Consider the following 25,120-nt stretch of genomic DNA (forward strand, 5'->3'; position numbering starts at 1 on the left):
AGTTCAGGCGAGGGAGGGTTCGAGGCCCTTGCAGACTTCGAGCAGTTCCTTGACCGCATCCACCGAAACCTGGAAATTGGCTTTCGCTTCGTCGCCGAGCTCGATCTCGATGACCCGCTCCACGCCGCCAGCGCCAAGGATGACCGGCACGCCGACATAGAGATCGTCGACATCATATTGACCGGTGAGATGAGCCGCCGCGGGCAGAACCCGCTTCTTATCCTTGAGATAGCTTTCGGCCATCATGATCGCGCTCGTCGCGGGCGCGTAATAGGCGCTGCCATTGCCGAGCAGGCCGACAATCTCTCCGCCGCCCTTACGGGTGCGGTCGACGATCGCGTCGATCTTTTCCTGCGTCGACCAGCCCATCTTGATGAGATCGGGGATCGGGATGCCGCCGACCGTCGAATAGGCCGGTACGGGAACCATCGTATCCCCATGACCACCGAGCACGAAGGCGGTAACGTCTTCGACCGACACGCCGAATTCGTCGGCGAGGAAATGGCGAAACCGTGCGCTATCGAGCACGCCCGCCATGCCAACCACCTTGTTATGCGGCAGGCCGGAAAATTCGCGCAGTGCCCAGACCATCGCGTCGAGCGGGTTGGTGATGCAGATGACGAAAGCGTCGGGCGCGTGGGTCTTGATGCCCTCGCCCACCGATTTCATCACCGAGAGATTGATGTTGAGCAGGTCATCGCGGCTCATACCCGGCTTGCGGGCGACACCGGCGGTGACGATGCAGACGTCCGCGCCAGCGATATCGGCATAGTCGCCGGTGCCCTTGAGCGTGCTGTCGAACCCTTCGACCGGCCCCGCCTGGGAGAGATCGAGCGCCTTGCCGGCGGGCATCCCCTCGGCAATGTCGAACAGGACGACATCGCCCATTTCCTTCATTGCGGCGAGATGGGCGAGCGTGCCGCCGATCATGCCGGCGCCGATCAGCGCGATCTTTTTGCGGGCCATTTCGATCCTCTTCCAATTGCTATGGGGTAGCCCCCGAAAACGGGCCGGGCTTAGACCGAGTCAGGAGAGTCGGCAACCGTTCGCAAGCGCAAAAAATGCATCATCTCCATTGCTTTTCTCACTCGCCGGCAAGGGTGCGGATCATTTGCGTCCAATGGTCGATATTATCGTACAGGCTTTGAACCGGAAGCCGCTCGTCGCGACCATGCGCGCGGGCGTCTTCGGGCATCACCGCCCATGCGCCGTTGACACCGTAGGTGGGAACGCCCGCGGCGCGGAAGAACAGGCCATCGGTTGCGCCGGTCGACATGTCCGGCACGATCCGCGCGCCGGGATGGCGAGCATGGACGGCCTCGGTATAGGCGGCGATCACATCCTCGCGCAGCGGCGAGGCATCGGTCGGTCTCGCCTCGGCGACCGGCTCTACAGTGACGTTCGAGGGCGCGGCCAGTTCGCGCAGAATCGCGATAGTGTCGGCCGGATCGGTGCCCGGGAACATCCGGCAGTTGACGGTTGCCCGCGCCATTTGCGGCAGCGCGTTATCGGCATGGCCGCCCTCGAGCCGGGTCGCGACGCAGCGCGTGCGCGTCATCCCGGTTTCGGTCGGATCCGCCTCTATGATATCGGCCGCCTCGCCATCGCTTTCATCGGCCAACCAGCGACGTATCGCCTCGGCAAGTTCGGGCTCTGCACTGTCGATCCGCGCGGTGAAATAGGCACGCGTCGTATCGTTGAGCATCGGTTCGAAGCGATAAGTCTCGATCCGCTCCAGCGTATGGGCGATGTCGTAGATCGCATTGTCGGGCCGAGGGCGCGAGCTGTGGCCCCCGGGATTGGTCGCAGTCAGCGTAAAGGTCTGATAGATTTTTTCCGCCGTCTGGATGCCGAAGCCGAGCAGGCTTCCGTCCGCGAGATAGGCGCCGCCGCCGGCGTCGGCGTTCAGGGCATAGTCAACCTGCGACACGTCGATCCACTCGCCCGCGCCACGTTCTGCGCCGATCTGCGTCGTTTCCTCGTCCCCAGTGAAAAGTACGATGATGTCGCGGGTCGGTTCGAAGCCCTCGGCGCGGAGGCGTAGCAGCGCGGTCGTCACCGCGACCACGCCCTGTTTGTCGTCGGCCGTGCCCCGGCCATAAAAATAGCCATCCTCCTCGATGAGGGTGAAGGGATCGCGCGACCAATCCTCGGGATGCGCCTCGACAACGTCCAAATGGGCAAGGAGCACGATCGCGCCTTCTCCCGAAGGATTGGCGGCCGGCCAGCGTACGACCATCGTTTCGGTATCGCCCGAGCGTTCAGCGCTGTGCGGATGCACGCTGATATCGGCGATCCCGGCCGCCTCGAACTGTCCGCTCAGATAGGCAACGAGCTCGTCGACCTGGTCCCGCCCAGCAACAGTGGGAATTTCGATCGTGGTTTCGTAAATCTCCCGCCCGCGGGCGTGCCAGGGATCGTCCGGCGTTTCAGAGACGGCCGGGGCGGTGACGAGAAGAGCGGCGAGGGAGAGAAGAACGGGGCGCATGGCGAAACTCCATGAGTGCGGGAAAGCGAAACTTTTGGCGCTTTTCCGAGCCCGGTCAACCGCAATGGTCCCGGCCGGCCGCGCGCCTTTCGCTCCAAAGCCGAGCAGTCTTTGCTGGCCACTATCTTTGCCCGCCCATAACTTGCCACGACCGTGTCGAAACGGGGGCTACGCGATGACCGAAGAACTTGGCCAGGGAAACGGCGAAAAAGCCGGAGCGGCGGCTCAAGCCGGAGAGGCCGAGACTGCATCGCCTGCGCTCAAAAAACCCACGCTCGGCGACATTTCAATGGGATTTTTGATCTGCCTGTTCGGCCTCGCATTGCTGATCGTGGCTTTTGCCGGCCTCCTCCATCACGGCGGCGAAGATCCCGGATCCCTGAACCTCTGGATCTGCGGTGGCCTGCTCCTGTCATCGATCGGCGTCATCTATCTCTTTCTCAAAATTCACAGCCCGCCTCCGTTCGCAGCCGAGGAACGACACGAAGGGCTCTTCGACCGGGCGCTGGCTCCTTTGATGGAGCGCCTGCAAAGCCGCCGTAAACGGGACATCGCCCTGGAAGCAGCCCTTCTCATCGCCTTATGTGCCTTCCTCTTCGTGCAGGGCGTGGCGGAAGCCCACCGCCCTGAATTTCAGCCAACGACGCCGCGTTCGCAGTTTGCGCTAGCCGTTTCCCTGCCGGCCGGGGAACCGGAATCCATAAGCGGAGAGGCCCCGGCCGAGCAGCGAGAGGGTCATGAAGCGGTATTGTTGTGGGAAACGCCGGTTGCGGACAGCAGCGAACCCAGCGGCCATTCCGGACTGCTACCGATGTCGCTCGCCGCCGCGCTCATCCTCGCGCTCGGTTTGACTTTCCCCAATATCGGCGATTTTTCCCAAGATGGCTGGAAGGGATCGATTGGCAAGATTGCCGTGTCCCTGCTCAGTTTCGCGCTGTTCGGCATCGGTGCGGGAGAAAGGGCGTCGGCCGAGCAAGAAGTGCGCGATGCCGGCTATATCCGCGAAGCGCTACCACCGATCAGCCATGTTTCCAGCGACGATATCAAGATCCGCATACTCCAACCCCGCAATCTGCCGTCACAAACCAGCCGTGACCTGCAGGAGATTCTCGTCCAGCTTCTCGAGGAGTTGCAGGGAGATCATCATATCAATTTCGGGGAGCTCGATGACGCCGACAGGCGGGCCCTCCGCTCCGAGATCATAGCAGTGATGCGGTCCATCGAGCGGCGGGGAGGAGCGCCAACCGAAAACCAGTGGAACAGATTGACGACATCCATCGAGCAAGGCTTCGAAGGAGCGACGACGGAAACCGGCGAGGCGATCGATCGCCTCGCCCGGTTGATCGGGGAAAGCAATATGCTGACGCGCGATCTCAATGCGAGCCTCAATGCGCTCGACGCGGCCGAGCGACAAACGACCTGCGCCATCCTGCTGGCCCAACTGGGAACCGCGGAACGCGACAATGCGGTGACCATCGCGCTAGTCGGCGAGGCCAATCGCCGCGAGCGACGCGATCTCCTTACCCGTGCATGGCGCGGTATCATCGGCGAAAATGATGCGCGCCTTGAGGAGATTGAACGGTCGATTTCGCAGGCGCACAGGGAATCGCTGCAACGCTATCTGCAGGGCCCCGACAACGCCTGCGCCAGCCTCTCGGACGCTCCCGCCGTATCGAATCCCGGGCCGGGCTAGCCTTCGGCCTTCCGTGCTTCGCGGAACGGAACTGCCGAAAGCGCTCTAATCGGCACCATGGCCGAGCGCGAGATAGTCGGCCGATTGCATCTCGATCAACCGCGAAGCCGTGCGCTCGAATTCGAAGGCGCCGTCGCCTTCGGCATATAGCTGCTGCGCTTCGGCTTCGGCGGACGCGAGGAGCTTCACCTTATGTTCGTAGAGCGCATCGATCAGGACCTTGAAGCGCGCCGCCTCGTTGCGCATCGCCGCTCCCATCACGGGGATACCGACGACGAACACCGTGTGATATTTCCGGGCAACGGCGATATAATCGGGCGCGCCGCGCGCTTCGGTGCACAGCCGTTTGAACGAAAAGACAGCGACGCCTTTCAGCGATTTCGGCACATGAATGGTCCGCCCGCCGGGCACCGCGATATCCTCCGACGGAACATTGGCGGCGTCCTCGGGCGGATAGTCGGTCAGCCGGAAAAAGGCTTCGCGCAACGCCGCCGTCGCTTCGTCTCCGAGCGGCACATGCCAGGTCGGCATACCACCCAGCCGTTCCAGCCGGTAATCGGTCGGACCGTTGAGCGACACGACCTCGAGCCGCTCCTCGACCAGCGCGATGAACGGGAGGAACAGTTCGCGGTTCAGCCCATCCTTGTAGAGATCGCTGGGCGGCCGGTTCGACGTCGTCACGATCGTTACCCCGTGCGCGAGCAGCGATGTAAACAGGCGCGAGAGGATCGCCGCATCGGCGGTATTGTTGACGACCATCTCGTCGAGCGCGAGCAGCCTGGCCTCATCGCGGATCGCCATAGCCACCGGTTCCACCGGATCGCCTTTCTCCTTCGCGCGCTCCGCTCGCAAGCGCTCGTGAATTTCGATCATGAATTCGTGGAAATGAACCCGGCGCTTCCGTTCGATCGCGACGGTTTCATAAAACAGATCCATCAGCATCGATTTGCCGCGCCCGACTCCGCCCCACATATACACGCCGCGCACCGGATCGGGTTTCTTGCCGAGCGCCCGCCACAAAACGCTGCCACGCCGTGGCGCGGTTTCCAGTTCCTCGGTTAGCCGAACGAGATGGTCGATAGCCGCGCGCTGATCGGCATCGGGGCGAAGTTCGCCGGCCGCGACAAGCGCATCATAGCGTTGGGAGAGCCGGATCATCGCCGGGTCGGCTTGCGGATCGTTCCGGCAAAGCCGGCAACCCGCTCATCGCCCTGCACCACAAGCCCCCGCAGGAACAGTAGCCGCCCGGTCTCGCGCAGCAACTCGACGACGGAATCGAGCGGCTGGCCGATCTCACCCCGGCCGATAAACTGGGTCGAGAGATCGAGCGTGACCGCCGTCCCCGCCTCGATCAATCCGAACATGCGCGAGGCGGCGAACATTGAAATATCGATCAGCCCCAGGGTCACCGCGCCATGGACGGCGTTGGAGAGGTTGGAATGTACATGTTCGGGATAGATGCGCACGCGCACCGTACCGTCATCCTCCTGGCGCACCCGCATCGGCCCGAGCAGCGCGTTGAAGCGGCTCGGATCGCTTAGTTCCCAGGTAAACCAGCCGGGATTCTCTTCGTCGGGTTCGTACAGGAAGGCGGCGTCGGGATCGCCGTCAGACACTGCGCTCGACCAGCATCTTCTTGGTCTCGGCGATCGCCCGCGCCGGCGACAGCCCCTTGGGGCAGACATTGGCGCAGTTCATGATCGTGTGGCAGCGATAGAGGCGGAACGGATCTTCCAGCTGATCGAGCCGTTCGCCTGTATGTTCATCGCGGCTGTCGGCAAGCCAGCGATAGGCCTGGAGCAGAATCGCGGGGCCGAGGAACTTGTCCGAATTCCACCAGTAACTGGGGCAGCTTGTCGAACAGCATGCGCACAGGATGCACTCGTAAAGCCCGTCCAGCTTGGCGCGTTCTTCGGGGCTTTGCAGCCGTTCCTTGCCCGAAGGCTCGGGCGTCTCGGTCTTCAGCCAGGGCTGGATCGAGGCATATTGGGCGTAGAAATGGGTGAAGTCGGGGACGAGATCCTTGACGACGTCCATATGCGGCAGCGGCGTGATGGTGACGGTCTTGCCCTTGCAGTCCTCGATCGCGGTCGTGCAGGCGAGGCCGTTCGATCCATCCATGTTCATTGCGCAGGAGCCGCAAATCCCCTCGCGACAGGAGCGGCGGAAGGTGAGCGTTGCATCCTGCTCGCCCTTCATCTTGATCAGCGCGTCGAGCACCATCGGCCCACACTCGTCGAGATCGATCTCGAACGTATCGTAGCGCGGATTTTCGCCGCTATCGGGATCGTAACGATAGACCTTGAACGTCTTCTTGTTGGCAGCGTCGGACGCATGGACCTTGCCGTTCTTGCGAACCTTGCTGTTCTTGGGAAGCGTAAATTCGGCCATTTCTCACCCGGTTTCTTGCTGCACATGCCCTAGATAACGGCATAGGCCGCATATGGAAGGGCTAGTTTCAGCCGATAAGCCCGTTGCGCCGCAAGCTATCGGCGAGGATCGTCTCGATCAGCTCGGCCTGGGTCAGCCCGGCAAGCGCCGCGGCGCGGCCGAAGACCTTTTCCGACCATAGATTACAGTTGAGATTGACCTCGAGGAACTGCACGTCGCCGGTTTCCCGATCTAGCCGGAATTCGAAACGGCCATAATCGAACGGCCGGAATTCGCGAAACAGCTTGTGTGTCAGCTCGGCGATTTTCGGCACCCATTCCTCGTCATCGAACGGATCGAGCGAATATTTGTGCGCCCGGCCGACAAGGTCGCGTTTCTCGTAATAGGTCCGCAAATGGGTAGGGTCGGCCTGCTGGAATATCAGCATCGGCATGACGATGGGATCGCCTACCGTCAGCACCGGCACCTCGACATCGCTGCCGTTGAGGAACGGCTCGACGATCGCGTCATGGCCCTGGCCGTGAATATCCGCGACGGCGTTGACGACGCCCGCCCAGTCATGCGCGTCCTGCACGCCCCAGGAGGCGGAAGACGCGTTGGGCTTGATCACCAGCCGCTCGGCCCTGGGGCAATCCGCTTCATCGACCGGTGCGCCGCGGCGATAGCAGGTCCAAGGCGCGGTCGGCACGCCGGCGCGTTCAGCTACGAGCTTGGAAAGATGCTTGTCGTCGGAAAGGCCCCGAACGATCGGGCTCGCGCCGAGATAGGCGATGCGGTGCATGTTGCACAGCAACGGGCCGAGCATTTCGGAATTCACGAAACCCGCGCGGTTCAGCAGCGGGAAGACGAAATCGACATCGGGATCCTTGATCAGCGCGTCGAAACTGTTGGCGAGCGTCAGGTTGAGACCCAGCTCTTCGAGGATCGTCCGGACTTCCTGGTGATAGACGGCATGGTTGCCGTCTTCGGGATGAAGGCCACCGCTCCACAGTGCATGTTTGGCGATGAACAGGATGCGCAACCGCTCCTTTGCTTCCTGCGGAATGGTGAGCGGTTCGACGAGACGTGCCACGGAAAAGTCCTGATGAAAGTTGCAACCCGGATGCCGGGCTTTTAGCGATGAAGCCGGATATCCGCCAGCATGATCGTGCGGACCGGAAACGGGGGAAGCGAGCGGCCTATGCGCCTGAAAGACTGCCATAATATCGCCGATTTCCGACGGCTGGCGCAACAGCGGCTGCCGAAACCGATCTTCGACTATATCGATGGCGGCGCCGACGACGAGCTGACCCTGCGCCGCAACGTCGAAGCCTATGACGGATGCGACCTCGTGCCGAACGTGCTTTCCGGCGTCGCCCAGCCCGACCTCAGCACTACCGTGCTGGGGCGCAAGATCGCGATGCCGCTCTTCTGCTCGCCGACCGCGATGCAGCGCCTGTTCCACTGGCAGGGCGAGCGCGCGGTTTCCAAGGCGGCGGAGAAATTCGGCACCTATTTCGGTATCTCGACGATAGGGACGGTGAGCCTGGAGGAAATCGGCGAGACGGTTTCCACGCCCAAGCTCTTCCAGTTCTACGTCCACAAGGATCCGGGGCTGAACCGCGCGCTGCTCGCCCGCGCCAAGGAAGCCGGTTTCGACGCCGTCGCGGTCACCGTCGACACCGCAGCGGGCGGCAACCGGGAACGCGACCTGCGCTCCGGCTTCACGACGCCGCTCCAAATGTCACCCAGCCTCGCCTGGCAGTTCGCCACCCATCCCTATTGGACGGCGAGCTATCTCACCCATGAGAAGTTCGACCTGCCCAACCTATCGGGCCATATCGCCCAGGGATCGGACGTCGCGATGAACGTGCAGGACTATATCAACAATATGCTCGACGACGCGATGGACTGGAAGGCGGCCGAGCAGATCGCCAAGGACTGGGGCGGCGAATTCGCGATCAAGGGGCTGATGTCCGCCGAGGACGCGAAGCGCGCCGCCGATATCGGATCGACCGCGGTGATCGTTTCCAACCATGGCGGACGCCAGCTCGACGGCAGCCGCGCGCCCTTCGACCAGCTCGCCGAAATCTGCGACGCGGTGGCCGACAGGATCGACGTGATTTGCGACGGCGGCATAAGGCGCGGCAGCCATGTGCTGAAAGCCTTGAGCGTCGGCGCCAAGGCCTGCTCGGGCGGCCGCCTCTATCTTTATGCGCTGGCGGGCGCGGGCCAGGCCGGGGTGGAGCGCGCGCTGGGCCGGCTGCGCGACGAGATCGCCCGCGACATGAAGCTGATGGGGATGGCGAGCGTGGACGATCTGAGCCGCGCGAACATCCGCTGGCGCTAGCGCCGCAAGGGGCGCATCGGGAAAAATAGGCCGCAACACAAACAATATTCTGCTATAGTCCGAAAAACGCCGGCACCGCGCCGAATCGACGCGTAACCGGGCGGGACGGACGAGAGAGGATCCCATCATGGCGGATATCATCGGCGGCATCGCCACTTCGCACACGCCCACCATCGGCTTCGCGGTCGATGCGAAAAAGCAGGACGACCCGGTCTGGAAACCGATCTTCGAGGGCTATGTGCCGGTGCAGGACTGGCTGGAGGAGAAGAAGCCGGACGTCATCTTCTACATCTACAACGATCACATGACGTCCTTCTTCGCCGATCATTATTCGCATTTCGCACTGGGTGTGGGCGACACATTCCACCCGGCCGACGAGGGTGGCGGGCCGCGCGACATCGCGCCGATCGAGGGGCACCCCGCGCTCGCGCAGCATATCGCCGAAGCGATGGTCGCGCAGGAGTTCGACCTCAGCTATTTCCAGAACAAGGGGCTGGATCATGGCGCCTTTTCGCCGATGTCGCTGCTGGTGAAGCTGGAAGAGCATGACGGCTGGCCGATGAAACTCGTGCCGCTGCAGGTGGGCGTGCTCCAGCCACCGACGCCGACGCCGCTGCGCTGCTACAAGTTCGGCAAGGCGCTCCGGCGCGCGATCCAGAGCTATCCGGAAGACCTGAAGGTCGTGATCGCCGGCACGGGCGGGCTATCGCACCAGGTGCATGGCGAGCGCGCGGGCTTCAACGATCCCGAATGGGACGCGGAGTTCATGGACCGGCTGGTGAACGATCCCGAAAGCCTGACCGAAATCACCATCGCCGAATATGCCAGGAAAGGCGGCTGGGAAGGCGCCGAGGTGGTGATGTGGCTGCTGATGCGCGGCGCGATGGCGCCGAAGGTGAAGTTGCTGCACCAGGCCTATTACCTCCCCTCCATGTGCCCGATCGCGACCATGTTGATGGAGGACGATGTCGAGGACCGGCCCGAGGCGGAAATCGAGAGCCTGCGCCGCCGCAAGGACGAACAGCTCGAAGGCGCCGAGCAACTGGAGGGGACCTATCCCTTCACCATCGAAACCGCGGTTCGCGCCTTCCGCCTCAACAATTTCCTCCACGAGCTGGTGAAGCCGGAGAAGCGCAAGATTTTCGTCGAGGACGAGGAACGCGCCTTCGAAGAAGCCGGGCTGACCGAGGAAGAGCGCGTCTTGGTGCGCAATCGCGACTGGCAGGGACTGATCCATTACGGCGTGATCTTCTTCATGCTGGAAAAGCTCGGCGCGGTCGTCGATGTGCCGAACCCGCATATCTATGCGGCGATGCGCGGCGAAAGCATCGAGGATTTCCAGAAAACGCGAAACGCCGCGATCACCTATTCGGTCGCGGGGACCGACAAGCAGCAAGCCTGACCGCTAGTCGTTGCCGCCGCCCGCCTGGCGGTCGCCATTGGCCGGACGGCCAACCGGACGCGAGGCGGTACGCGGTATCCGGCTTTCGAGCACCGCCAGCCAGCTCGCCGCGCGGCTGCCCTGCCCGATCTGCGGTTCGGACGGCGTCATGCGGATATCGGCCTCCCATTCGGCGATCTTGACCCGCGCCTGCTGGAAGGCCTGTTCCAGCGGTTGCGGACGGCGCAGCGCGCGGTTGACAAAGGCGTCGCCGAAATAGGTCCAGTCGTTGGTCGCCGCGCAGCCGAACGAGGTGCGATCCGCCGCCGCCGCCGCGACGACGACGCTGGTTTCGCTCGCCAGCGCCGGAACGAAGCTGCCCGCGAAACAGGCGTTCATGATCAGCAGCCGGTTGGTGATGCGCAGCTCCCCCAACAGCGCGGAAAGCCGCATCGGCGAGATGCTGCCATAGCCGGCATCGCCATAATAATAGACCATGCCGACCGGAAGACCGTGGCTCGTCGCATAAAGGACGAGCACGTCCTCGTCGCTATCCATCAGCTCGGCAATCCGCGCCAGCGCGACCGAGAGCGAGTTCAGCGATCCGCGCGCATGGCTGTTGTCGCCGTTTCCATCCGGCGAGGCGAGGACGATCGTCCGGCCTTCGGCGTCGTAGCGGCGGGCGAGCACCCGCGCCGCCTCCCTTGCCTCGCGGCCGAACACCGGGTCGCTGTCCAGCGCGATGGAGAGCACATAGGCATCGACCGTGCCGGGACGTTGCGGGGAAAGCGCGGCGAGCGCGGCAGCCAACCGCTGGTGATCTTCGAACGCTTCCCGCGCCGAAATCCCGTACTCGATCGCAAGCCCGTTATTGGCGCCATATGCCGCCTCGAACGGCCGCATACCGGTAATGAAGCCGGGAAGGCCGCGCGTATGGCGGACGGCGTCGGCCGATCCGGTTTGTGCGATTGCAGGCATTCCAAAAACCGCGAGCCCCGCAAATGCGAGCGTCAGCAGCCAGTTCGGAAACCCGGTTTTGCGCATCTGTCCCCTTGCCGCCATTTCTGTGGAGCGGCGGGGGCGGTGTCAAGCGCGGGGGGCTAGCGCGTCTCCGCCGCCAGCCGCGACATCAGGATCGCCGCGCGCGTCGCCTGCCGCGGAATGACGGTGAGATCCATCGTCTCTTCGGGGCCGTGACTGCCCTCGCCGGTCGCGCCCATGCCGGCCAGCGCATCGGCATATTGCGCGACGAAGGAGATATCGGCCGCGCCGCGCATCGCCGGATCGAGCAGGCCCATTTCGGGCAGGCCAAGATCGGCATTGATGAGGTTGAGCCGCTCGAACAGCGCGCGATTGCCGTCCGTCGGCGCCATCGGCGGATAGCCCTGGTCGAACACGATCTCTGCCCCCGTGCCCGGCGCATGATCGGCGACGATCGCTTCCATGCGTTCGCGCACGCGCTGCGTCTGCTCGTCCGAAAGCGTGCGGAAATCGCCGCGCGCAATGGCGATGGCCGGGATGATATTGGTCTTGCCGGTCGCCTGGGCCCGCACGCCTTGCTCGTCGAGCGATGCGGTATCGCCGCCGGCAATCAGCCCGACATTGAAGGTGAGATTGGGTTCGGGCAGCTCTGCCCGGAAGCGCGAAATGATCCGCGCCATTTCGTAGATCGCGCCGTCGCCTGCGCGCTCGGAAAAGATGCGCGAGCTATGCCCCTGGATGCCGCTTGTCGTCAGCTGCCAGCTGTTCGACGAGCGCCGGGCGATCGTGCCCATATCGTTGCCGTCCATGATCGCGAGACTTTCGAAACCCAGCGCGACATCGGCCCATTGCCCGGCTTCGACGAGATCGCGGCGGGCGATCTCCGCCGGTTCGCCGAAATCCTCCTCATCGCCGGTCAGCGCGACGACGATATTGGCGTCCTCCAGCGTGCCCGCCGCGTGCATCGCCCGCAGCGCGGCGAGCATGATCGCAACCCCGCCCTTGTTGTCGACGACGCCCGGTCCGGTCGCGCTGTCGCCGTTACGGGTGAAGCTCTGGAAAGGCGCATCGGGTTCGAACACGGTATCCGTGTGCCCGATCAGCAGCATCCGCGTGCCGCCCTCGCGTCCCTCGTGCCGCGCGAAGAAATGGCCGGACCGATCGACCTCGCTCTGATCGATGATCTCGACGGCAAAGCCCAGCGCCTCGAATTCCGGTCGAAGCATCGCCATGACGGCGCGATTGCCCTCGGTGTTGCGCGTGCCGGAATTCTGGTTGACCAGATTTTCGAGCACGGAGATCGTGCGCTCATACTCCGCATCGACGGTTTCGGACATCTGCTGCTCGGCCGGAGAAAGCTCGGCCGCTGCAGGAGCGCCCAATCCGGCAAGGCAGGCAAGGGCGAGCGCGGCGAAGCGCATCGACGGCCTCCGCATCAATATACCCGCGCCTTCGGTTCGACGTATGTGGCCTCGTCGGTGAGCGTGAAATCGTGCACCGGGCGATAGTCGAGGGCGACATCGCCACCCTTGCCGCCCCAGCCCGCAAACCAGCTCAGCGTATGCTTCATCCAATTTTCGTCGTCGCGATCGGAAAAATCCTCGCGGGCATGGGCGCCGCGGCTTTCCTTGCGGGCGATCGCGCTCTTGATCGTGCAATGGGCCTGGCTGATCAGGTTATCGAGTTCCAGCGTCTCGATCAGGTCGCTGTTCCAGATCAGCGAGCGATCGGTGACGGAGATATCTTCCATGCCCTTGTAGATCGTATCGAGCTTGCCGACGCCCTCGGCCATCAGCTCCTCGGTGCGGAAGACCGCGCAATGCGCCTGCATGTCGCGTTGCATGGCGAGGCGGATCTGCGCGGTCGGGGTGCCGCCGGCGGCGTTGCGGAAATGATCGAGCCGTTCGAGCGCCATGTCTGCGGAATCGGACGGCAGCGGCTTGTGCGCCGTGCCGGGCTTGGTGATCTCGTTGACGCGCAGGCCCGTCGCCCGGCCGAACACCACGAGATCGATCAGCGAGTTGGAGCCGAGCCGGTTGGCGCCGTGCACCGAGACGCAGGCCGCCTCACCGACCGCGAACAGGCCGGGGACGACGGAATCGGGATTGCCGTCCTTCAGGGTGATGACTTCGCCGTGATAGTTGGTCGGGATGCCGCCCATATTGTAATGGACGGTCGGCACGACCGGCAGCGGCTGGCGGGTCAGGTCGACGCCGGCGAAGATCTTGCCGCTCTCGGTAATGCCGGGCAGCCGCTCGGCGAGGATGTTGGGGTCGATATGATCGAGGTGAAGGAAGATATGGTCGGATTCCTTGCCGACGCCGCGGCCTTCGCGGATTTCCATCGCCATCGAGCGCGAAACGACATCGCGGCTGGCGAGATCCTTGGCGCTCGGCGCATAGCGCTCCATGAAGCGCTCGCCCTCTGAATTGGTCAGATAACCACCCTCGCCGCGCGCGCCCTCGGTAATGAGAACGCCGGCGCCGTATATGCCGGTCGGGTGGAACTGGATGAACTCCATGTCCTGCAAGGGAAGCCCCGCGCGCAGCACCATGCCGCCGCCATCGCCCGTGCAGGTGTGCGCCGAGGTGCAGGAGAAATAGGCGCGGCCATAGCCGCCGGTCGCCAGCACGACATTATGCGCGCTGAACCGGTGGATCGAGCCGTCCTCCATGCACATGGCGATCACGCCGCGGCATACCGGCCCATCGGCGCCATCTTCCATGATCAGGTCGAGCGCGAAATATTCGATGTAGAAATCCGCGTCGAACCGTAGGCTCTGCTGGTAGAGCGCGTGGAGCATCGCGTGCCCGGTGCGGTCCGCCGCCGCGCAGGTGCGCTGGACGGGCGGGCCTTCGCCCATATTCTGCATATGGCCGCCGAACGGCCGCTGGTAGATCGTACCGTCGTCGTTGCGCGAAAACGGCACGCCGGCATGTTCCAGCTCGTAGACCGCCTGGGGCGCTTCGCGCACCATATATTCGATCGCGTCCTGGTCGCCGAGCCAGTCCGATCCCTTGACGGTATCGTACATGTGCCAGGTCCAGTGATCGGGCGAATTGTTGCCGAGGCTGGCCGCGATGCCGCCCTGCGCGGCAACGGTGTGCGAGCGCGTCGGGAAAACCTTGGTGATGCAGGCGGTGCGCAGGCCGCCGGCCGCCGATCCCATGGTCGCGCGGAGGCCCGAACCGCCCGCGCCGACGACGACGGTGTCGTATTTGTGATCGATGATCTTGTAAGCGGGTTGCTGGCTGGTCTCAGACATCAGGCTGCGCCCCCGAAAGCGATTTTGGCGATGGAGAAGATCGCGACAGCCGCGCCACCCGCCGCATAGAAGTTGATGAGCAGGATGACGGCGAGCTTGGTCGCCTCATTCTCGATATAATCCTCGATCACGACCTGCAGGCCCAGCCGCAGATGCCAGAAGACATTGGCCGAAAGCAGGATCATCGCGATCGCGACGAGCGGGGACGACAGCCAGTCGGTAACGACGGAATAGCTGAGATCCGGCAGGCGCAGCAGCGAGAGGACAAACCAGCTGACGAGCAGCACATTGCCCGCCGCCGTCAGCCGTTGCTGCCACCAGTGATGCGCGCCCTGCTTGGCGGAGCCGAGGCCGCGGACCCGGCCCAATCCGGTGCCTGTGCCCATCAGAATTCTCCCGCCGAGATATTGACCAGCGCCGGCCACAGCAGCCAGACCCAGAGGCCCGCGGTCGCGAGGATCGCGCCCCAGACGACGATGAGCGCCCAGCGCCGGTTGGTCTTGAGCTCGTATCCGGCCCCCATATCGAGCACGAAATGCCGCAGGCCGTTGAACAGGTGCTGGAAGAACGCCCAGGTCAGCCCGACGCAGAATATCACGCCGATAATGTTGATCGCGCCGCTATCGACAGTGAACCAGTCGAGAAAGCTCTCATAGGCCGCTTCCCCGCTTGCCGCGGAGAGCAGCCACCAGGCGAGCAGCAGTCCGCCGACGACCGCCAGGCCGACGCCCGCCATCCGGTGAAGGATCGAGACCAGCATGTGCGGCCCCCATTTCCAATGCATGAGATGCGGCGACAATGGCCGGTCGGGATTGCGGGACATGGGCTTAGCCTGTGGTTTTTCCTGTTGCCGGTTCCTCTTAACCGAACCGCATTTCCATGCAACCGCACGTCGCAGCCCCGCTGCGAATTTCGGCGGCGCATAACCTGCTATTAACCAATACGCCCTATGGCTGCGAACCGTATAGAAATGAGCGGGCGAGACCTACATTATGGGCATCAAGGATCATTTTGCTGCTTTCGATCATGACGGCACCCTGGAAGCGCGAATCAAGGAAATCGGCCGGCTGGTCGATGGCTATGAGCGGGAGCTGTGCGAGATATTCTGGAAGCGGTTTGCCGAAGTCAGCGAACCGGTCGCCCGTATGCCCGAAGACCTCAAGAAGGAAGCGTTCGAAAGCTCCATCGGCTATACCCGCGAAAAGCTGAACCGGCCGCATGACGAAGAATGGGTGAAACTCGCCCAGGCCGGCGCGATCAGCATATTGGAAATGGGTATCCAGCCGCGGGACCTTTACGGAACCCTGGCGTTCGCCAACAACAAGATCCTCGATTATCTCCGGGACAAGGTCGGTGACGATCAGGGGAAGATGCAGGGTCTGTCGCAGGCGCTGATCATTTTCACCGGGCTGGAATTCGAAATCCGGTCTGACTCGATCAACGCCGTCCTGCGCAAAAAGCAGGAAGAAGCGCGGCAGGAAAATACCCAGATGTTCCGCGAACTGATCGAAGCGACGGTGCAGGCCGCTACCGACGACAGCCAGGCGGCGATGGAAAACACCAACGACGCCTCGCGCTCGGTTCAGGGCATGCTGGGCAAGGCCTCGGAAGTTGCCGCGGCCGCCGAACAGTCCGCAATCGCGATGCGCGAAGCCGCGCAGACCGCTGCCGGCCTGATCCGGGCCATCGAAGAAGCGCGCGCCGAGGTGGAATCCTCGGCCGACGTCGCAACCCGCGCATCCGAACAGGCGCAGGAAGCGGTCCGCGTTTCCGAAGCGCTTTCCGAACACACGGTCTCGATTGAATCGATTCTCGGCCTGATCCGCGACGTTGCCGGGCAGACCAACCTGCTGGCGCTCAACGCGACCATCGAGGCCGCGCGCGCCGGTGATGCAGGCCGCGGTTTCGCGGTCGTCGCCCAGGAAGTGAAGACGCTCGCCAACCAGACCGCGCAAGCCACCGACGATATCGCCAACAAGATCGCCGCGATCCAGGCCGCGACCACCCAGACCGTCGAGACCAATGAATCGATCCGCCAGACGGTTTCCGAAGTCCAATCCTCCGCGACGCGTATCCGGTCGGCCATGGAGCATCAGGCACAGACGGTGACGACGATCACCGCCGCCGTCGACGAAACCGCGCTCGCCGCGGACTCGATGTCCGGCACGATCGCCGCCATTCGCGAAGACAGCGAGAGCGTGTCGACCGACATCAGCAAGGTTTCGAGCGGCTTCCGCGAAGTCGACGGTCATCTCCAGAAGCTGCAGACCGCGGCGGGCGAGTTCGTCCAGCGCTTCCTCGCCGGCTAGGCGTCTTCCGGCCTTTCGTTCGGCATCCGCCCCGCCTAGGCTGGCCGGATGACCGAAACACCCTCAGCGCATGTTCTGATCACGGGCGCGCGGCGCGGCATCGGCAAGGCCGCGGCCTCCGCGCTTCTCGAGGCGGGCGCGACACTCGCCTGCCACGCGACCAGGACCGAGCCCGGCATCGCCATCGCCGGCGATTTCAGCGAACCCGGTACCGCCGCCGACACATGGCGCCAGGCGCTCGAGCTGCTCGGCGGCCGGATCGACATTCTCGTCAACAATGCCGGCGTGTTCGAGGCCTCGTCGATAGACCAATCCGACGAAGCATGGCTCGCCGATTTCGAGCGGACCATGCGGATCAACCTGACGGCTTCGGCCGAGCTTTGCCGCCTGGCCGTACGGCATTTCCAGGAAATCGGCGGCGGGCGCATCGTGAATGTCGCGAGCCGCGCCGCCTATCGCGGCGACAGTCCCGATCACTGGCATTATGCGGCGTCCAAGGGCGGTATGGTCGCAATGACCAAGACGATCGCGCGCGGTTATGCGGCGCAGAATATCCTCGCCTTCACCATCTGCCCCGGCTTCACGATGACCGGCATGGCCGAGGACTATCTCGAAAGCCGGGGCGGCGAGAAGCTGCTGCGCGATATACCGCTCGGCCGCGTCGCGACGCCCGAGGAAGTCGCCGAAACGATCCGCTTCTGCGCGCTCGACGCCCCGCCCTCGATGACCGGCGCCGTCCTCGATGTGAACGGGGCAAGCTTTGTCCGATAGCTGGAAACTCACCCTGCCCTGCACGCGCGCCGAGGCGGAAATCCTGAAGGACGATATCACGCCGCTGGCCGCGCTCGATCCCGTGCCGGTGCTAATGACCAGCGAGATCGACGCGACGAAGCCGGACGAATGGCGGCTCGACGTCTATTTCGAGGAAGAGCCTTCGGCCGACACCGTCGCCATGACGCGGCGGCTCGTGCCGAGCGCGGCCCGATCGAAACCCGTAGTCGAGAAACTTGACGAGCAGGACTGGGTCACGATCAGCCAGCAGGATCTCGAGCCGATCCGCGAGGGCCGCTTCTTCGTCTATACGCCCCAACATGCCGATGCCGTGCCGGAGGGCGCGATCGCCTTCGAGATCGACGCCAGCCGCGCCTTCGGCACCGGCCAGCACGAGACCACCGCCGGCTGCCTGGCGATGATCGACCGGCTGAAATCGGCCGGGCGGCGCTATCGCGATATTGCCGATATCGGCACGGGGACGGGGCTGCTCGCCTTTGGCGCGCGGGCGCTCTGGCCGCGGGCGCGGATAATCGCGTCCGACGTCGATCCGCTCGCTATCGAGATCGCGCAGGAGAATGCGGCGATCAACGCGATTCCCCTCGGCGCAGGCCCGGGGCAGCTCGAACTGGTGATCGCCGCCGGGCTCGTCCATCGGCGGCTGCGCGCACGGGCGCCCTATGACCTGCTGATCGCCAATATCCTCGCCAAGCCGCTGATCGACCTCGCCCCGGCCTTCGCCCATGCCACGCGCGAGGGCGGCTCGATGGTGCTGGCCGGGCTGCTCAGCCATCAGGCCGATGCGGTCGCGAGCGCCTATCGGCGGCAGCGCTTTCGCCTCGCCGAACGCATCGACCGCGACGTGTGGACGATCCTCAGGCTGGAGAAGCGGCGGCGCGTTCGCAGGCATAGGCCTGCGTCCCGCGCGTAAGCAGGATATCGCCTTCCGCGATATCGGCGGGGCCGAAATCGCTGGCATTTTCCAGTTCGCCATAGAGCGGCGCAAAATCGGTCTCGACCGTTACCCGCAGCAATTCCTCGAAGCTCGGAATCACGAAATAGACCTGCTGGAAATCGTCGATCCGGTAATTGGTGCGCATCACCCGTTTCATGTCGAAGGCGATCCGGTTGGGGCTCGGATCGTCGAGCGCGAAGACGCTCTCACCATGGCTCGATACGATGCCCGATCCGTAGATCCGCAAATCGCCGGCCTCCTCGATCAGCCCGAACTCGACCGTGTACCAGTAGAGCCGGGCGAGATGATCGAGACTGTCATATTCGAGAGCCCGAAGCCCGCCCCGGCCATAGGCTTCCATATAATCGCCGAACACCGGGTTGGCGAGCATCGGCACATGGCCGAACACGTCGTGAAAGACGTCCGGCTCCTGCAGATAATCGAGCTGCTCGCGCTTGCGGATGAAATTGCCGGCAACGAAGCGGCGATTGGCGAGATGATCGAAAAACACCGCGTCGGGGACGAGCCCGGGCACGGCGACGACCTGCCAGCCGGTGAGCTTCATCAGCCGTTCGGACAGTTCCTCGAAATCGGGAATTCCGGGTTTCGACAGCTTGAGCACATCGACCCCGGCAAGAAACGCTTCGCTCGCCCGGCCCGGCAACTGCTTCGCCTGGCGTTCGAACAGGATATCCCAGGTGGCATGCTCCTGCGCCGAATAGGCCGCCCAATCCTGCGGAATCGTCCAGTCGGCGCTCGCGCCTTCGGGCGGCTTTTCCAAGACATGACTTTCTTCGTTCATGGGGCCGATATAGCAGTAAAGGGCGCTAAGGACGAATTAAGGAACGCTCCGGGAACGATGGAAATGCGATGAGGCTGCTGCGAACCGCGATAACCCGCAATCTCCTGCGGCTGGGCGCGATTATCGCCCTCTATATCCTCGCCGGAATCGGCGGTTCGCTCATCCCGGCCAACGCCGATTGGGAGGAACCCGACACCGGCATCCTGCTCTATGTTCACGACAATGGCATCCATACCGGCCTCGTGTTGCCGCGGGAGAATGCGATTGCCGACTGGAGCGATCTCGTCCGCCCCGAACATCTCGGCGATCCGCGCCGTGCCAGCGATCACCTGCTGTTCGGCTGGGGCGACCGCGGCTTCTATCTCGAAACGCCGACATGGGGCGATCTCAAGGCGTCGACCGCACTTGCCGCGCTGATCGGCAGCGAAGGGACGCTGCTCCATGTCGATCATATCGGCACGCCCCGGCCAGGCGAAAACCTCCGCCCGCTCCGGGTGGCGCCGGAACAATATCGCCGTATCGCCAGCGCGATCCGCGCCCGCTTCGCGCTCGACGCCGAGGGGCGGTCCCAGCCCATTGCCGGCTATGGCGCCAACGACGTCTTTTACGAGGCGCATGGCCGGTACAACGCCTTGCGCACCTGCAACGAATGGACCGGATCGGTACTGCGCGACGCCGGCGTGCGGATGGGCGCCTGGACGCCGTTCAATTTCGGCGTGATGCGCTGGCTAAGGTCACACGCGGTTGACACTGATTGACACAGGAGCGGGGGTAAAAGCGGGCAACCCAGTCGCCCAAAATCCGCGATAAAGGCGTCCCTATTGGCCATGACGCGATGCTATCAGAGAGAGGCACGAATAGGACAGGCTTTTCGACCCTGACAGTCCCCCGCCCCTCCGTCATTCCGCCGCCGCGACGATCTCCGCCCAGCCTGCCTCGTCGATCACCTCGATGCCGAGTTCGGCGGCCTTTTTCAGCTTGGACCCCGCGCCCGGCCCGGCGACCAGCAGGTCGGTCTTCGCGCTGACCGAGCCCGCCGCCTTGGCGCCGAGCCGTTCGGCCTGCGCCTTGGCCTCGTCGCGGCTCATCGTTTCGAGCTTGCCGGTAAAGACCACCGTCTTGCCCGATACCGGGCTCTCGGTCGTCTCGACGACATAGAGCGGCGGATCGACGACGCCCTGGCCCGGCTCCGCACCGATCAGGTCGTTCCAGACGGCGCGATTATGTTCTTCGTGGAAAAAGTCGGCCAGCGCATAGCCCGCCGCCGTGCCGATGCCGTCGGTCCGCACTTCGAGGATCCGCTTGACCGCCTCGGCCATGCGGGCGTTGAACTTGCCGGCCGATTCCTCGTCGCCGCGCGGATTGTCTTCGCGATAGGCCTGGATCTCCGCCGCCTTGCCCGGCAGCCGGCGAATGTCGCCCAGCCCCTTGAGCAGGTCGCGCGCCGTCACCGCGCCGATCTGGCGGATACCGAGCCCGAACAACAGGCGCGCCGCATCGGGCTGCCGCTTCGCCTCGATCGCCGCCAACAGGTTGTCGACCGATTTTTCCTGCCAGCCCTCCCGCGCCAGCAGCGCCTCCCGCTTCTCGCGCAGGCGGAAGATATCGGCCGGGCTTTCCAGCCAGCCGAGATCGAAAAATTCGCGGATGCTCTTTTCGCCGAGCCCGTCGATATCCATCGCCGTGCGGCCGACGAAATGAATGAGCCGCTGGACGCGCTGGGCCGGACAGATCAGGCCGCCGGTGCAGCGGACATCGACCTCGCCTTCTTCCGCGATCGCCTCCGACTGGCAGCGCGGGCAGTGATCGGGAAAAATATAAGGATCGCGCTTTGCATCGCGCGTCAGATTCTCGACGACCTGCGGGATGACGTCGCCGGCGCGCTGGACGACGATCCGGTCGCCGGGGCGCACGCCGAGCCGTTCGATCTCGTCGCGATTGTGCAGGGTGACGTTGGAGACGACCACGCCGCCGACCGTTACCGGCACCAGCCGCCCGACCGGGGTCAGCTTGCCGGTGCGGCCTACCTGGATATCGATCGCCTCCAAGGTCGTCTCGGCGCGTTCGGCCGGGAATTTATGCGCCAACGCCCAGCGCGGCGCCTTGGCGACGAAGCCCAACCGCGCCTGCCAGTCGAGCCGGTCCACCTTGTAGACGACGCCGTCGATATCATAGGCCATGTCCGCGCGCTGGCGTTCGATGGCGCGGTAATGATCCAGCATCGGTTCCAGCGCCTCGAAACGCTTCAGATGCTCGGACACCGGAAAGCCCCAGCTTTCGATGGCCCGCATCACGTCGAACTGGGTTTCGCCGGGCACGGCGCTGGCCACGCCCCAGCCATGGGCGAGAAAGCTCAGCGCGCGGCTGCGCGTGATCTCCGCGTCGATCTGGCGCAGCGAACCGGCGGCGGCATTGCGCGGATTGGCATAGATCTTTTCGTCGGCCTCGGCCTGCCGCGCGTTGAGCGCGGCAAAGGCCGCTTTCGACATATAGACCTCGCCGCGCACCTCGAACGTCTCGGGCGCGCCCTTGGGCAGTTCCTGCGGAATATCGGATATCGTCCGCGCATTGGCGGTCACATCCTCGCCGACCTGCCCGTCGCCGCGGGTCGCCGCCTGCACCAGCGTGCCGCCCTCGTAGCGGATCGACAGCGAGAGCCCGTCGACCTTGTCCTCGGCGGTCAGGGTGACCGTCTCGCTGTCGTCGAGATTGAGATAGCGGCGGATACGGGCGAGGAATTCGGCGATATCCTCGTCCGAAAACCCATTGTCGAGCGAATAGAGCCGCTGTTCGTGCGTGACCTTGGAGAGCGGCGAATGGTCGATCTCCGCGCCGACCTGTTTGGACGGGCTGTCCTCGCGCACCAGATGCGGAAACTGCGCTTCCAGCTCGGCATTGCGGCGGATCAGCGCGTCATAGTCCGCATCCGAAATCTCCGGCGAATCTTCGGCGTGATAGAGCCTGTTGTGTTTGGCGACGGCCTTGGCCAGCCGCATCAATTCATTGGCGGCTTCGGCTTCGCTGATCTCTGCCCCACTCATCGCGCGCCTTTCGAAACTTCACGAAGGTCGCGCATATGGGGAGCGTAAAAAGGCGAGAAGATCGTCGTCATCCTGCTGTCCGTTGTCACCATGTGTGATGCCAGCGACAGGCCGGATAGGACAGGATTTTTTCGCCTCAGTCGAAGGAAACGCCCGCCACCGGCGTCGTTTCGAAGCGCTGGCCGAAACCGGCCATCAATGGACGGCCGCGCGCGATCGCGTCCTGCACGGCGGGCAGCTGGAGCGAGGCGGCGTGGTGTTCCTCGCTGTCCCAGATCTCGGTAATCCAGAGCGCGTCTTCATCCTCGCGGTCCTCGGCGATGACATAGGAAAGGCAGCCGGGCATCTCCGTCGTCCCTTCGGCAAGAATCGCGATCAGCTCGGCGCGCCGCCCCGGCAGCGCCATCATCTGGCCGATCAATCCGTATAGCGTGACTTCTTCCATCGCCTTCACCTCCAAACCTAATCCCATTGCCACGGCTAGCGCACCAGCGCCTTTCAATATTGTCCGCCGGTCAGATTGCTTGCAGCTATCCATCGTTGGCTGTGATCAAGTCAAAGAATGTACTCGGAATTGCACCAGTGCGACATGCAAGCAGCGCGTCCGCCAGAAGCCGCGCGTCATATTCGTCTTCGTCGTCCCACCATCCCCGCAATGACTGCAACGGCTCTACCAGCTCGGGCCGCGAGAAATAGCCCGCTGCTTCGACCATGAGCCTGTCGACGGTGTCGCCGTTCAGTGCGTCAATGAGCGGAGCAAGCGCCCGCACGTCGCGACGGCGCGCAAGAGCCACGAGCGCTTCACTTCTCGTATCGCCGTCGGGATCAACCAACCGATCGGCTAGAGCTTGTCGTACATCGATGGAATCTTCATCCGTCTGCGTACCGAGATTGAACGTAGCCCAATCCCGGATTTCTGCATTTTCGTGCGCCATCCATCCGAGCAGAGTTTCAACATCGAATTCTTCCGCGTCGCGACTTCGAAGCAAGACGAGAATGTTCCGCTGTTCGTCAGCCGGAGCACCCATCACACCCCCTCCAGCAGCCGTTCCGCCTGCGCGCGCGCTTCGTCGGTGATCTCGGCGCCCGAGAGCATGCGGGCGATTTCTTCGCGGCGTTCGGCATCGCCCAGACGCTGGACGCCGGTGCGGGTGACGAGGCCGTCGGAGCTTTTCGCGATCTGCCATTGATGGCCGGCGCGGGCGGCGACCTGCGGGCTGTGGGTGACGACAAGCAGCTGCGCGCCTTCCGCCAGCCGCGAGAGCCGTTCGCCGATCGCGCTCGCCACGGCGCCGCCGACGCCGCGGTCTATCTCGTCGAAGATCATCGTCGCCGCGCCGCCCTGTTCGGCGAGCGCGACCTTGAGTGCGAGGATGAAGCGGGAGAGTTCGCCGCCCGAAGCGATCTTCGCCAGCGGGCCGAAAGGCGCGCCGGGATTGGTCGAGATTTCGAAAGCGATCCTGTCCCGCCCTTCCGCCGTCCATTGCGCCTCGTCCAGCGTATCGACCGCGGTGCGGAATTGCGCGGCATCGAGCTTGAGCGGTGCGAGTTCGGCGGCGACCGCCTTGTCGAGTTTTTTTGCCGCAGAAGCGCGCGCCTTGCTCACGGTTTCCGCCGCCGTTCCATAGGCCTCGCGCTTGGCCGCGACATCGGCTTCCAGCGCGGCAAGATGCGCGCCGCCCGCTTCGATCCGCTCCAGCTTTGCCGCCATTTCCTCGGCAAGCTGCGGCAGCGCGTCAGGCTCGACCCGGTGCTTGCGGGCGAGCGCGCGGATATCGAACAGCCGTGTTTCCGCCTCGTCGAGCCGCTGGGGATCGAAGGCGAGGATATGCGCGGCCTCGGCCAGCTTTTCCTCGGCGAGATCGGCTTCGATCAGCGCCCGGTCCAGCGCCGCCAGCGCCTCGCCGAGCAGTTCATGCTCTCCCGCGATCCGGTCGGCGCGCCGCGCCGCCTGGCGCAGCTTGGCAAGGCCGCCGTCCGATCCATCGAGCAGTTCCGCGATTTCGCCGAGATCGCCCGAGATCCGGTCGCCCTTCTGCATCGTCGCGCGCGCCTCGGCGAGTTCGGCTTCCTCGCCCGGCTGGGGAGCCAGCGATTGCAGTTCCTTCACGGCATGGGCGAGAAATTCGCGGTCGCGCTCGGCCTCTTCCACCTCGGCACGCGCATCGGCCAGCGCCTCTTCGGCCGCCCGCCACTCGGCCCAGCATCCGGCCAGCGGATCAAGGTCGATCGCCCCGAAAATATCGAGCAGCGCGCGATGGCCCCTGGGATTGAGCAGCCCGCGATCGTCATGCTGGCCATGCACCTCGACCAGCAGCCCGCCAATCTCCCGCAGCAGCGCCGCCGAAACCGGCTGGTCGTTGACGCTCGCCCGGCTGCCGCCATCCGCCTTGACGATGCGGCGGACGATCAGCGGTTCGCCGGGTTCGGCATCGAGCCCGCTTTCGGTGAGCAGCAGCCCGACGGGGTGGCTGGGGGGAAGATCGAAGGTGGCGCTGACGACGGCGCGCTCTGCGCCCTGCCGCACCAGCCCGCTATCGGCGCGGACGCCCAGCGCCAGGCCCAGCGCATCGAGCAGGATCGACTTGCCCGCGCCGGTTTCCCCGGTCAGCGCGCCGAGGCCCGCCTCGAAACGCAGGTCGAGCGCCTCGATCAGCACGACATCGCGAATGGAAAGGCCGGTCAGCATGAACCGGCTTTTAGCGCAAATGAAC

At 64.2% G+C, this 25,120-nt stretch carries 23 protein-coding genes; 7 read left to right on the top strand and 16 right to left on the bottom strand.

Going from position 1 to position 25,120, the window contains the following annotated elements; all coding sequences use genetic code 11:
* Positions 1-3: 3 nt before the first annotated feature.
* Positions 4-966 carry a malate dehydrogenase gene (gene mdh / locus H6P80_RS14310; RefSeq protein WP_185802020.1) on the bottom strand — a complete coding sequence of 321 codons (963 nt, stop codon included), beginning with the start codon at positions 964-966 and terminating at the stop codon, positions 4-6.
* 118 nt (positions 967-1,084) lie between these two features.
* A complete protein-coding gene (locus H6P80_RS14315) occupies positions 1,085-2,488 on the bottom strand; it encodes a M20/M25/M40 family metallo-hydrolase (RefSeq protein WP_185802021.1) in 1,404 nt (467 codons plus the stop codon).
* Between H6P80_RS14315 and H6P80_RS14320 the strand changes: the two genes are divergently transcribed.
* On the top strand, positions 2,487-4,181 hold the full coding sequence (locus H6P80_RS14320; RefSeq protein ID WP_185802022.1) for an AAA family ATPase: 1,695 nt from the start codon (positions 2,487-2,489) through the stop codon (positions 4,179-4,181). The two genes, H6P80_RS14315 and H6P80_RS14320, sit on opposite strands and share 2 nt — an antisense overlap.
* 45 nt (positions 4,182-4,226) lie before the next feature.
* On the opposite strand, the gene zapE is transcribed toward H6P80_RS14320, so the two are convergent.
* The 4 genes from zapE to H6P80_RS14340 all read right to left on the bottom strand — a co-directional run bounded on the left by zapE (position 4,227) and on the right by H6P80_RS14340 (position 7,644).
* On the bottom strand, positions 4,227-5,339 hold the full coding sequence (gene zapE / locus H6P80_RS14325; protein ID WP_185802023.1) for a cell division protein ZapE: 1,113 nt from the start codon (positions 5,337-5,339) through the stop codon (positions 4,227-4,229).
* Positions 5,336-5,797, bottom strand: coding sequence for a PaaI family thioesterase (locus H6P80_RS14330; protein WP_328805025.1), 462 nt, complete (start codon positions 5,795-5,797; stop codon positions 5,336-5,338). Before H6P80_RS14330 ends, zapE begins: the two co-directional genes overlap by 4 nt.
* A complete protein-coding gene (locus H6P80_RS14335; RefSeq protein ID WP_185802025.1) occupies positions 5,790-6,572 on the bottom strand; it encodes a succinate dehydrogenase iron-sulfur subunit in 783 nt (260 codons plus the stop codon). Before H6P80_RS14335 ends, H6P80_RS14330 begins: the two co-directional genes overlap by 8 nt.
* A 67-nt stretch (positions 6,573-6,639) precedes the next feature.
* Positions 6,640-7,644, bottom strand: coding sequence for a D-alanine--D-alanine ligase family protein (locus H6P80_RS14340; protein ID WP_328805026.1), 1,005 nt, complete (start codon positions 7,642-7,644; stop codon positions 6,640-6,642).
* Positions 7,645-7,752: 108 nt separating this feature from the next.
* On the opposite strand from H6P80_RS14340, the gene H6P80_RS14345 reads away from it, so the two are divergent.
* Positions 7,753-8,901 (top strand): alpha-hydroxy acid oxidase, encoded by a 1,149-nt coding sequence (locus tag H6P80_RS14345; protein ID WP_185802027.1) that lies wholly within the window; start codon positions 7,753-7,755, stop codon positions 8,899-8,901.
* Between the two features lie 127 nt (positions 8,902-9,028).
* Entirely contained in the window at positions 9,029-10,303 is a 1,275-nt protein-coding gene (locus tag H6P80_RS14350; protein ID WP_185802028.1) for a gallate dioxygenase, read from the top strand.
* 3 nt (positions 10,304-10,306) lie between these two features.
* On the opposite strand, the gene H6P80_RS14355 is transcribed toward H6P80_RS14350, so the two are convergent.
* Genes H6P80_RS14355 through sdhC form a run of 5 tightly spaced genes read right to left on the bottom strand, consistent with a single transcriptional unit; the run spans position 10,307 to position 15,351 of the window.
* Positions 10,307-11,326, bottom strand: a complete 1,020-nt coding sequence (locus H6P80_RS14355) for a C13 family peptidase (protein WP_185802029.1) — start codon at positions 11,324-11,326, stop codon at positions 10,307-10,309.
* A gap of 56 nt (positions 11,327-11,382) precedes the next feature.
* Positions 11,383-12,684 (bottom strand): M20/M25/M40 family metallo-hydrolase, encoded by a 1,302-nt coding sequence (locus H6P80_RS14360; RefSeq protein WP_235973893.1) that lies wholly within the window; start codon positions 12,682-12,684, stop codon positions 11,383-11,385.
* A gap of 14 nt (positions 12,685-12,698) precedes the next feature.
* The gene (sdhA, locus tag H6P80_RS14365; protein ID WP_185802030.1) at positions 12,699-14,528 is read right to left on the bottom strand and encodes a succinate dehydrogenase flavoprotein subunit; all 1,830 of its coding nucleotides are present in this window, start codon (positions 14,526-14,528) and stop codon (positions 12,699-12,701) included.
* The gene (sdhD, locus tag H6P80_RS14370; protein ID WP_185802031.1) at positions 14,528-14,914 is read right to left on the bottom strand and encodes a succinate dehydrogenase, hydrophobic membrane anchor protein; all 387 of its coding nucleotides are present in this window, start codon (positions 14,912-14,914) and stop codon (positions 14,528-14,530) included. Before sdhD ends, sdhA begins: the two co-directional genes overlap by 1 nt.
* Positions 14,914-15,351: a succinate dehydrogenase, cytochrome b556 subunit gene (gene sdhC, locus H6P80_RS14375; RefSeq protein ID WP_185802032.1), complete on the bottom strand. Its 438-nt coding sequence runs from the start codon at positions 15,349-15,351 to the stop codon at positions 14,914-14,916. The genes sdhD and sdhC overlap by 1 nt, the downstream gene beginning before the upstream one ends.
* A 169-nt stretch (positions 15,352-15,520) precedes the next feature.
* On the opposite strand from sdhC, the gene H6P80_RS14380 reads away from it, so the two are divergent.
* From H6P80_RS14380 to H6P80_RS14390, 3 genes are read left to right on the top strand one after another with little or no spacing between them, the layout of a single operon-like run.
* The gene (locus H6P80_RS14380; RefSeq protein WP_185802033.1) at positions 15,521-16,837 is read left to right on the top strand and encodes a methyl-accepting chemotaxis protein; all 1,317 of its coding nucleotides are present in this window, start codon (positions 15,521-15,523) and stop codon (positions 16,835-16,837) included.
* A 48-nt stretch (positions 16,838-16,885) separates the two neighbouring features.
* Positions 16,886-17,608, top strand: a complete 723-nt coding sequence (locus H6P80_RS14385; RefSeq protein ID WP_185802034.1) for an SDR family NAD(P)-dependent oxidoreductase — start codon at positions 16,886-16,888, stop codon at positions 17,606-17,608.
* On the top strand, positions 17,598-18,539 hold the full coding sequence (locus tag H6P80_RS14390) for a 50S ribosomal protein L11 methyltransferase (protein ID WP_185802035.1): 942 nt from the start codon (positions 17,598-17,600) through the stop codon (positions 18,537-18,539). Before H6P80_RS14385 ends, H6P80_RS14390 begins: the two co-directional genes overlap by 11 nt.
* Here the strand turns inward: H6P80_RS14390 and phhA are convergent.
* On the bottom strand, positions 18,484-19,365 hold the full coding sequence (gene phhA / locus H6P80_RS14395; protein ID WP_185802036.1) for a phenylalanine 4-monooxygenase: 882 nt from the start codon (positions 19,363-19,365) through the stop codon (positions 18,484-18,486). The two genes, H6P80_RS14390 and phhA, sit on opposite strands and share 56 nt — an antisense overlap.
* A 68-nt stretch (positions 19,366-19,433) precedes the next feature.
* Between phhA and H6P80_RS14400 the strand changes: the two genes are divergently transcribed.
* Positions 19,434-20,123, top strand: a complete 690-nt coding sequence (locus tag H6P80_RS14400; RefSeq protein WP_185802037.1) for a TIGR02117 family protein — start codon at positions 19,434-19,436, stop codon at positions 20,121-20,123.
* Positions 20,124-20,264: 141 nt separating this feature from the next.
* Here the strand turns inward: H6P80_RS14400 and ligA are convergent, their stop codons facing one another.
* The 4 genes from ligA to recN form a co-directional block, all read right to left on the bottom strand.
* Positions 20,265-22,406, bottom strand: a complete 2,142-nt coding sequence (gene ligA, locus H6P80_RS14405; protein WP_185802038.1) for an NAD-dependent DNA ligase LigA — start codon at positions 22,404-22,406, stop codon at positions 20,265-20,267.
* 136 nt (positions 22,407-22,542) lie between these two features.
* Positions 22,543-22,878, bottom strand: a complete 336-nt coding sequence (locus H6P80_RS14410) for a putative quinol monooxygenase (protein ID WP_185802039.1) — start codon at positions 22,876-22,878, stop codon at positions 22,543-22,545.
* 58 nt (positions 22,879-22,936) lie between these two features.
* The gene (locus tag H6P80_RS14415; RefSeq protein WP_185802040.1) at positions 22,937-23,434 is read right to left on the bottom strand and encodes a HEAT repeat domain-containing protein; all 498 of its coding nucleotides are present in this window, start codon (positions 23,432-23,434) and stop codon (positions 22,937-22,939) included.
* Positions 23,434-25,095: a DNA repair protein RecN gene (gene recN / locus H6P80_RS14420; protein WP_185802041.1), complete on the bottom strand. Its 1,662-nt coding sequence runs from the start codon at positions 25,093-25,095 to the stop codon at positions 23,434-23,436. The genes H6P80_RS14415 and recN overlap by 1 nt, the downstream gene beginning before the upstream one ends.
* Positions 25,096-25,120 lie beyond the last annotated feature (25 nt).

Origin of the sequence: Parasphingopyxis marina (assembly GCF_014237875.1) — a bacterium.
Taxonomy (GTDB): Bacteria; Pseudomonadota; Alphaproteobacteria; order Sphingomonadales; family Sphingomonadaceae; genus Parasphingopyxis; species Parasphingopyxis marina.

Bases quoted from the DNA above. Each gene is read 5' to 3' on its own strand.
- H6P80_RS14320 (WP_185802022.1), top strand. From the start codon at position 2,487: ATGGCGAAACTCCATGAGTGCGGGAAAGCGAAACTTTTGGCGCTTTTC.
- H6P80_RS14410 (WP_185802039.1), bottom strand. From the start codon at position 22,878: ATGGGATTAGGTTTGGAGGTGAAGGCGATGGAAGAAGTCACGCTATAC.
- H6P80_RS14345 (WP_185802027.1), top strand. From the start codon at position 7,753: ATGCGCCTGAAAGACTGCCATAATATCGCCGATTTCCGACGGCTGGCG.
- H6P80_RS14350 (WP_185802028.1), top strand. From the start codon at position 9,029: ATGGCGGATATCATCGGCGGCATCGCCACTTCGCACACGCCCACCATC.
- H6P80_RS14335 (WP_185802025.1), bottom strand. From the start codon at position 6,572: ATGGCCGAATTTACGCTTCCCAAGAACAGCAAGGTTCGCAAGAACGGC.
- H6P80_RS14355 (WP_185802029.1), bottom strand. From the start codon at position 11,326: ATGCGCAAAACCGGGTTTCCGAACTGGCTGCTGACGCTCGCATTTGCG.
- H6P80_RS14315 (WP_185802021.1), bottom strand. From the start codon at position 2,488: ATGCGCCCCGTTCTTCTCTCCCTCGCCGCTCTTCTCGTCACCGCCCCG.
- recN (WP_185802041.1), bottom strand. From the start codon at position 25,095: ATGCTGACCGGCCTTTCCATTCGCGATGTCGTGCTGATCGAGGCGCTC.
- ligA (WP_185802038.1), bottom strand. From the start codon at position 22,406: ATGAGTGGGGCAGAGATCAGCGAAGCCGAAGCCGCCAATGAATTGATG.
- mdh (WP_185802020.1), bottom strand. From the start codon at position 966: ATGGCCCGCAAAAAGATCGCGCTGATCGGCGCCGGCATGATCGGCGGC.
- H6P80_RS14380 (WP_185802033.1), top strand. From the start codon at position 15,521: ATGGGCATCAAGGATCATTTTGCTGCTTTCGATCATGACGGCACCCTG.
- H6P80_RS14360 (WP_235973893.1), bottom strand. From the start codon at position 12,684: ATGCGCTTCGCCGCGCTCGCCCTTGCCTGCCTTGCCGGATTGGGCGCT.
- phhA (WP_185802036.1), bottom strand. From the start codon at position 19,365: ATGAACGAAGAAAGTCATGTCTTGGAAAAGCCGCCCGAAGGCGCGAGC.
- sdhC (WP_185802032.1), bottom strand. From the start codon at position 15,351: ATGTCCCGCAATCCCGACCGGCCATTGTCGCCGCATCTCATGCATTGG.
- H6P80_RS14385 (WP_185802034.1), top strand. From the start codon at position 16,886: ATGACCGAAACACCCTCAGCGCATGTTCTGATCACGGGCGCGCGGCGC.
- H6P80_RS14415 (WP_185802040.1), bottom strand. From the start codon at position 23,434: ATGGGTGCTCCGGCTGACGAACAGCGGAACATTCTCGTCTTGCTTCGA.
- sdhD (WP_185802031.1), bottom strand. From the start codon at position 14,914: ATGGGCACAGGCACCGGATTGGGCCGGGTCCGCGGCCTCGGCTCCGCC.
- sdhA (WP_185802030.1), bottom strand. From the start codon at position 14,528: ATGTCTGAGACCAGCCAGCAACCCGCTTACAAGATCATCGATCACAAA.
- zapE (WP_185802023.1), bottom strand. From the start codon at position 5,339: ATGATCCGGCTCTCCCAACGCTATGATGCGCTTGTCGCGGCCGGCGAA.
- H6P80_RS14400 (WP_185802037.1), top strand. From the start codon at position 19,434: ATGAGGCTGCTGCGAACCGCGATAACCCGCAATCTCCTGCGGCTGGGC.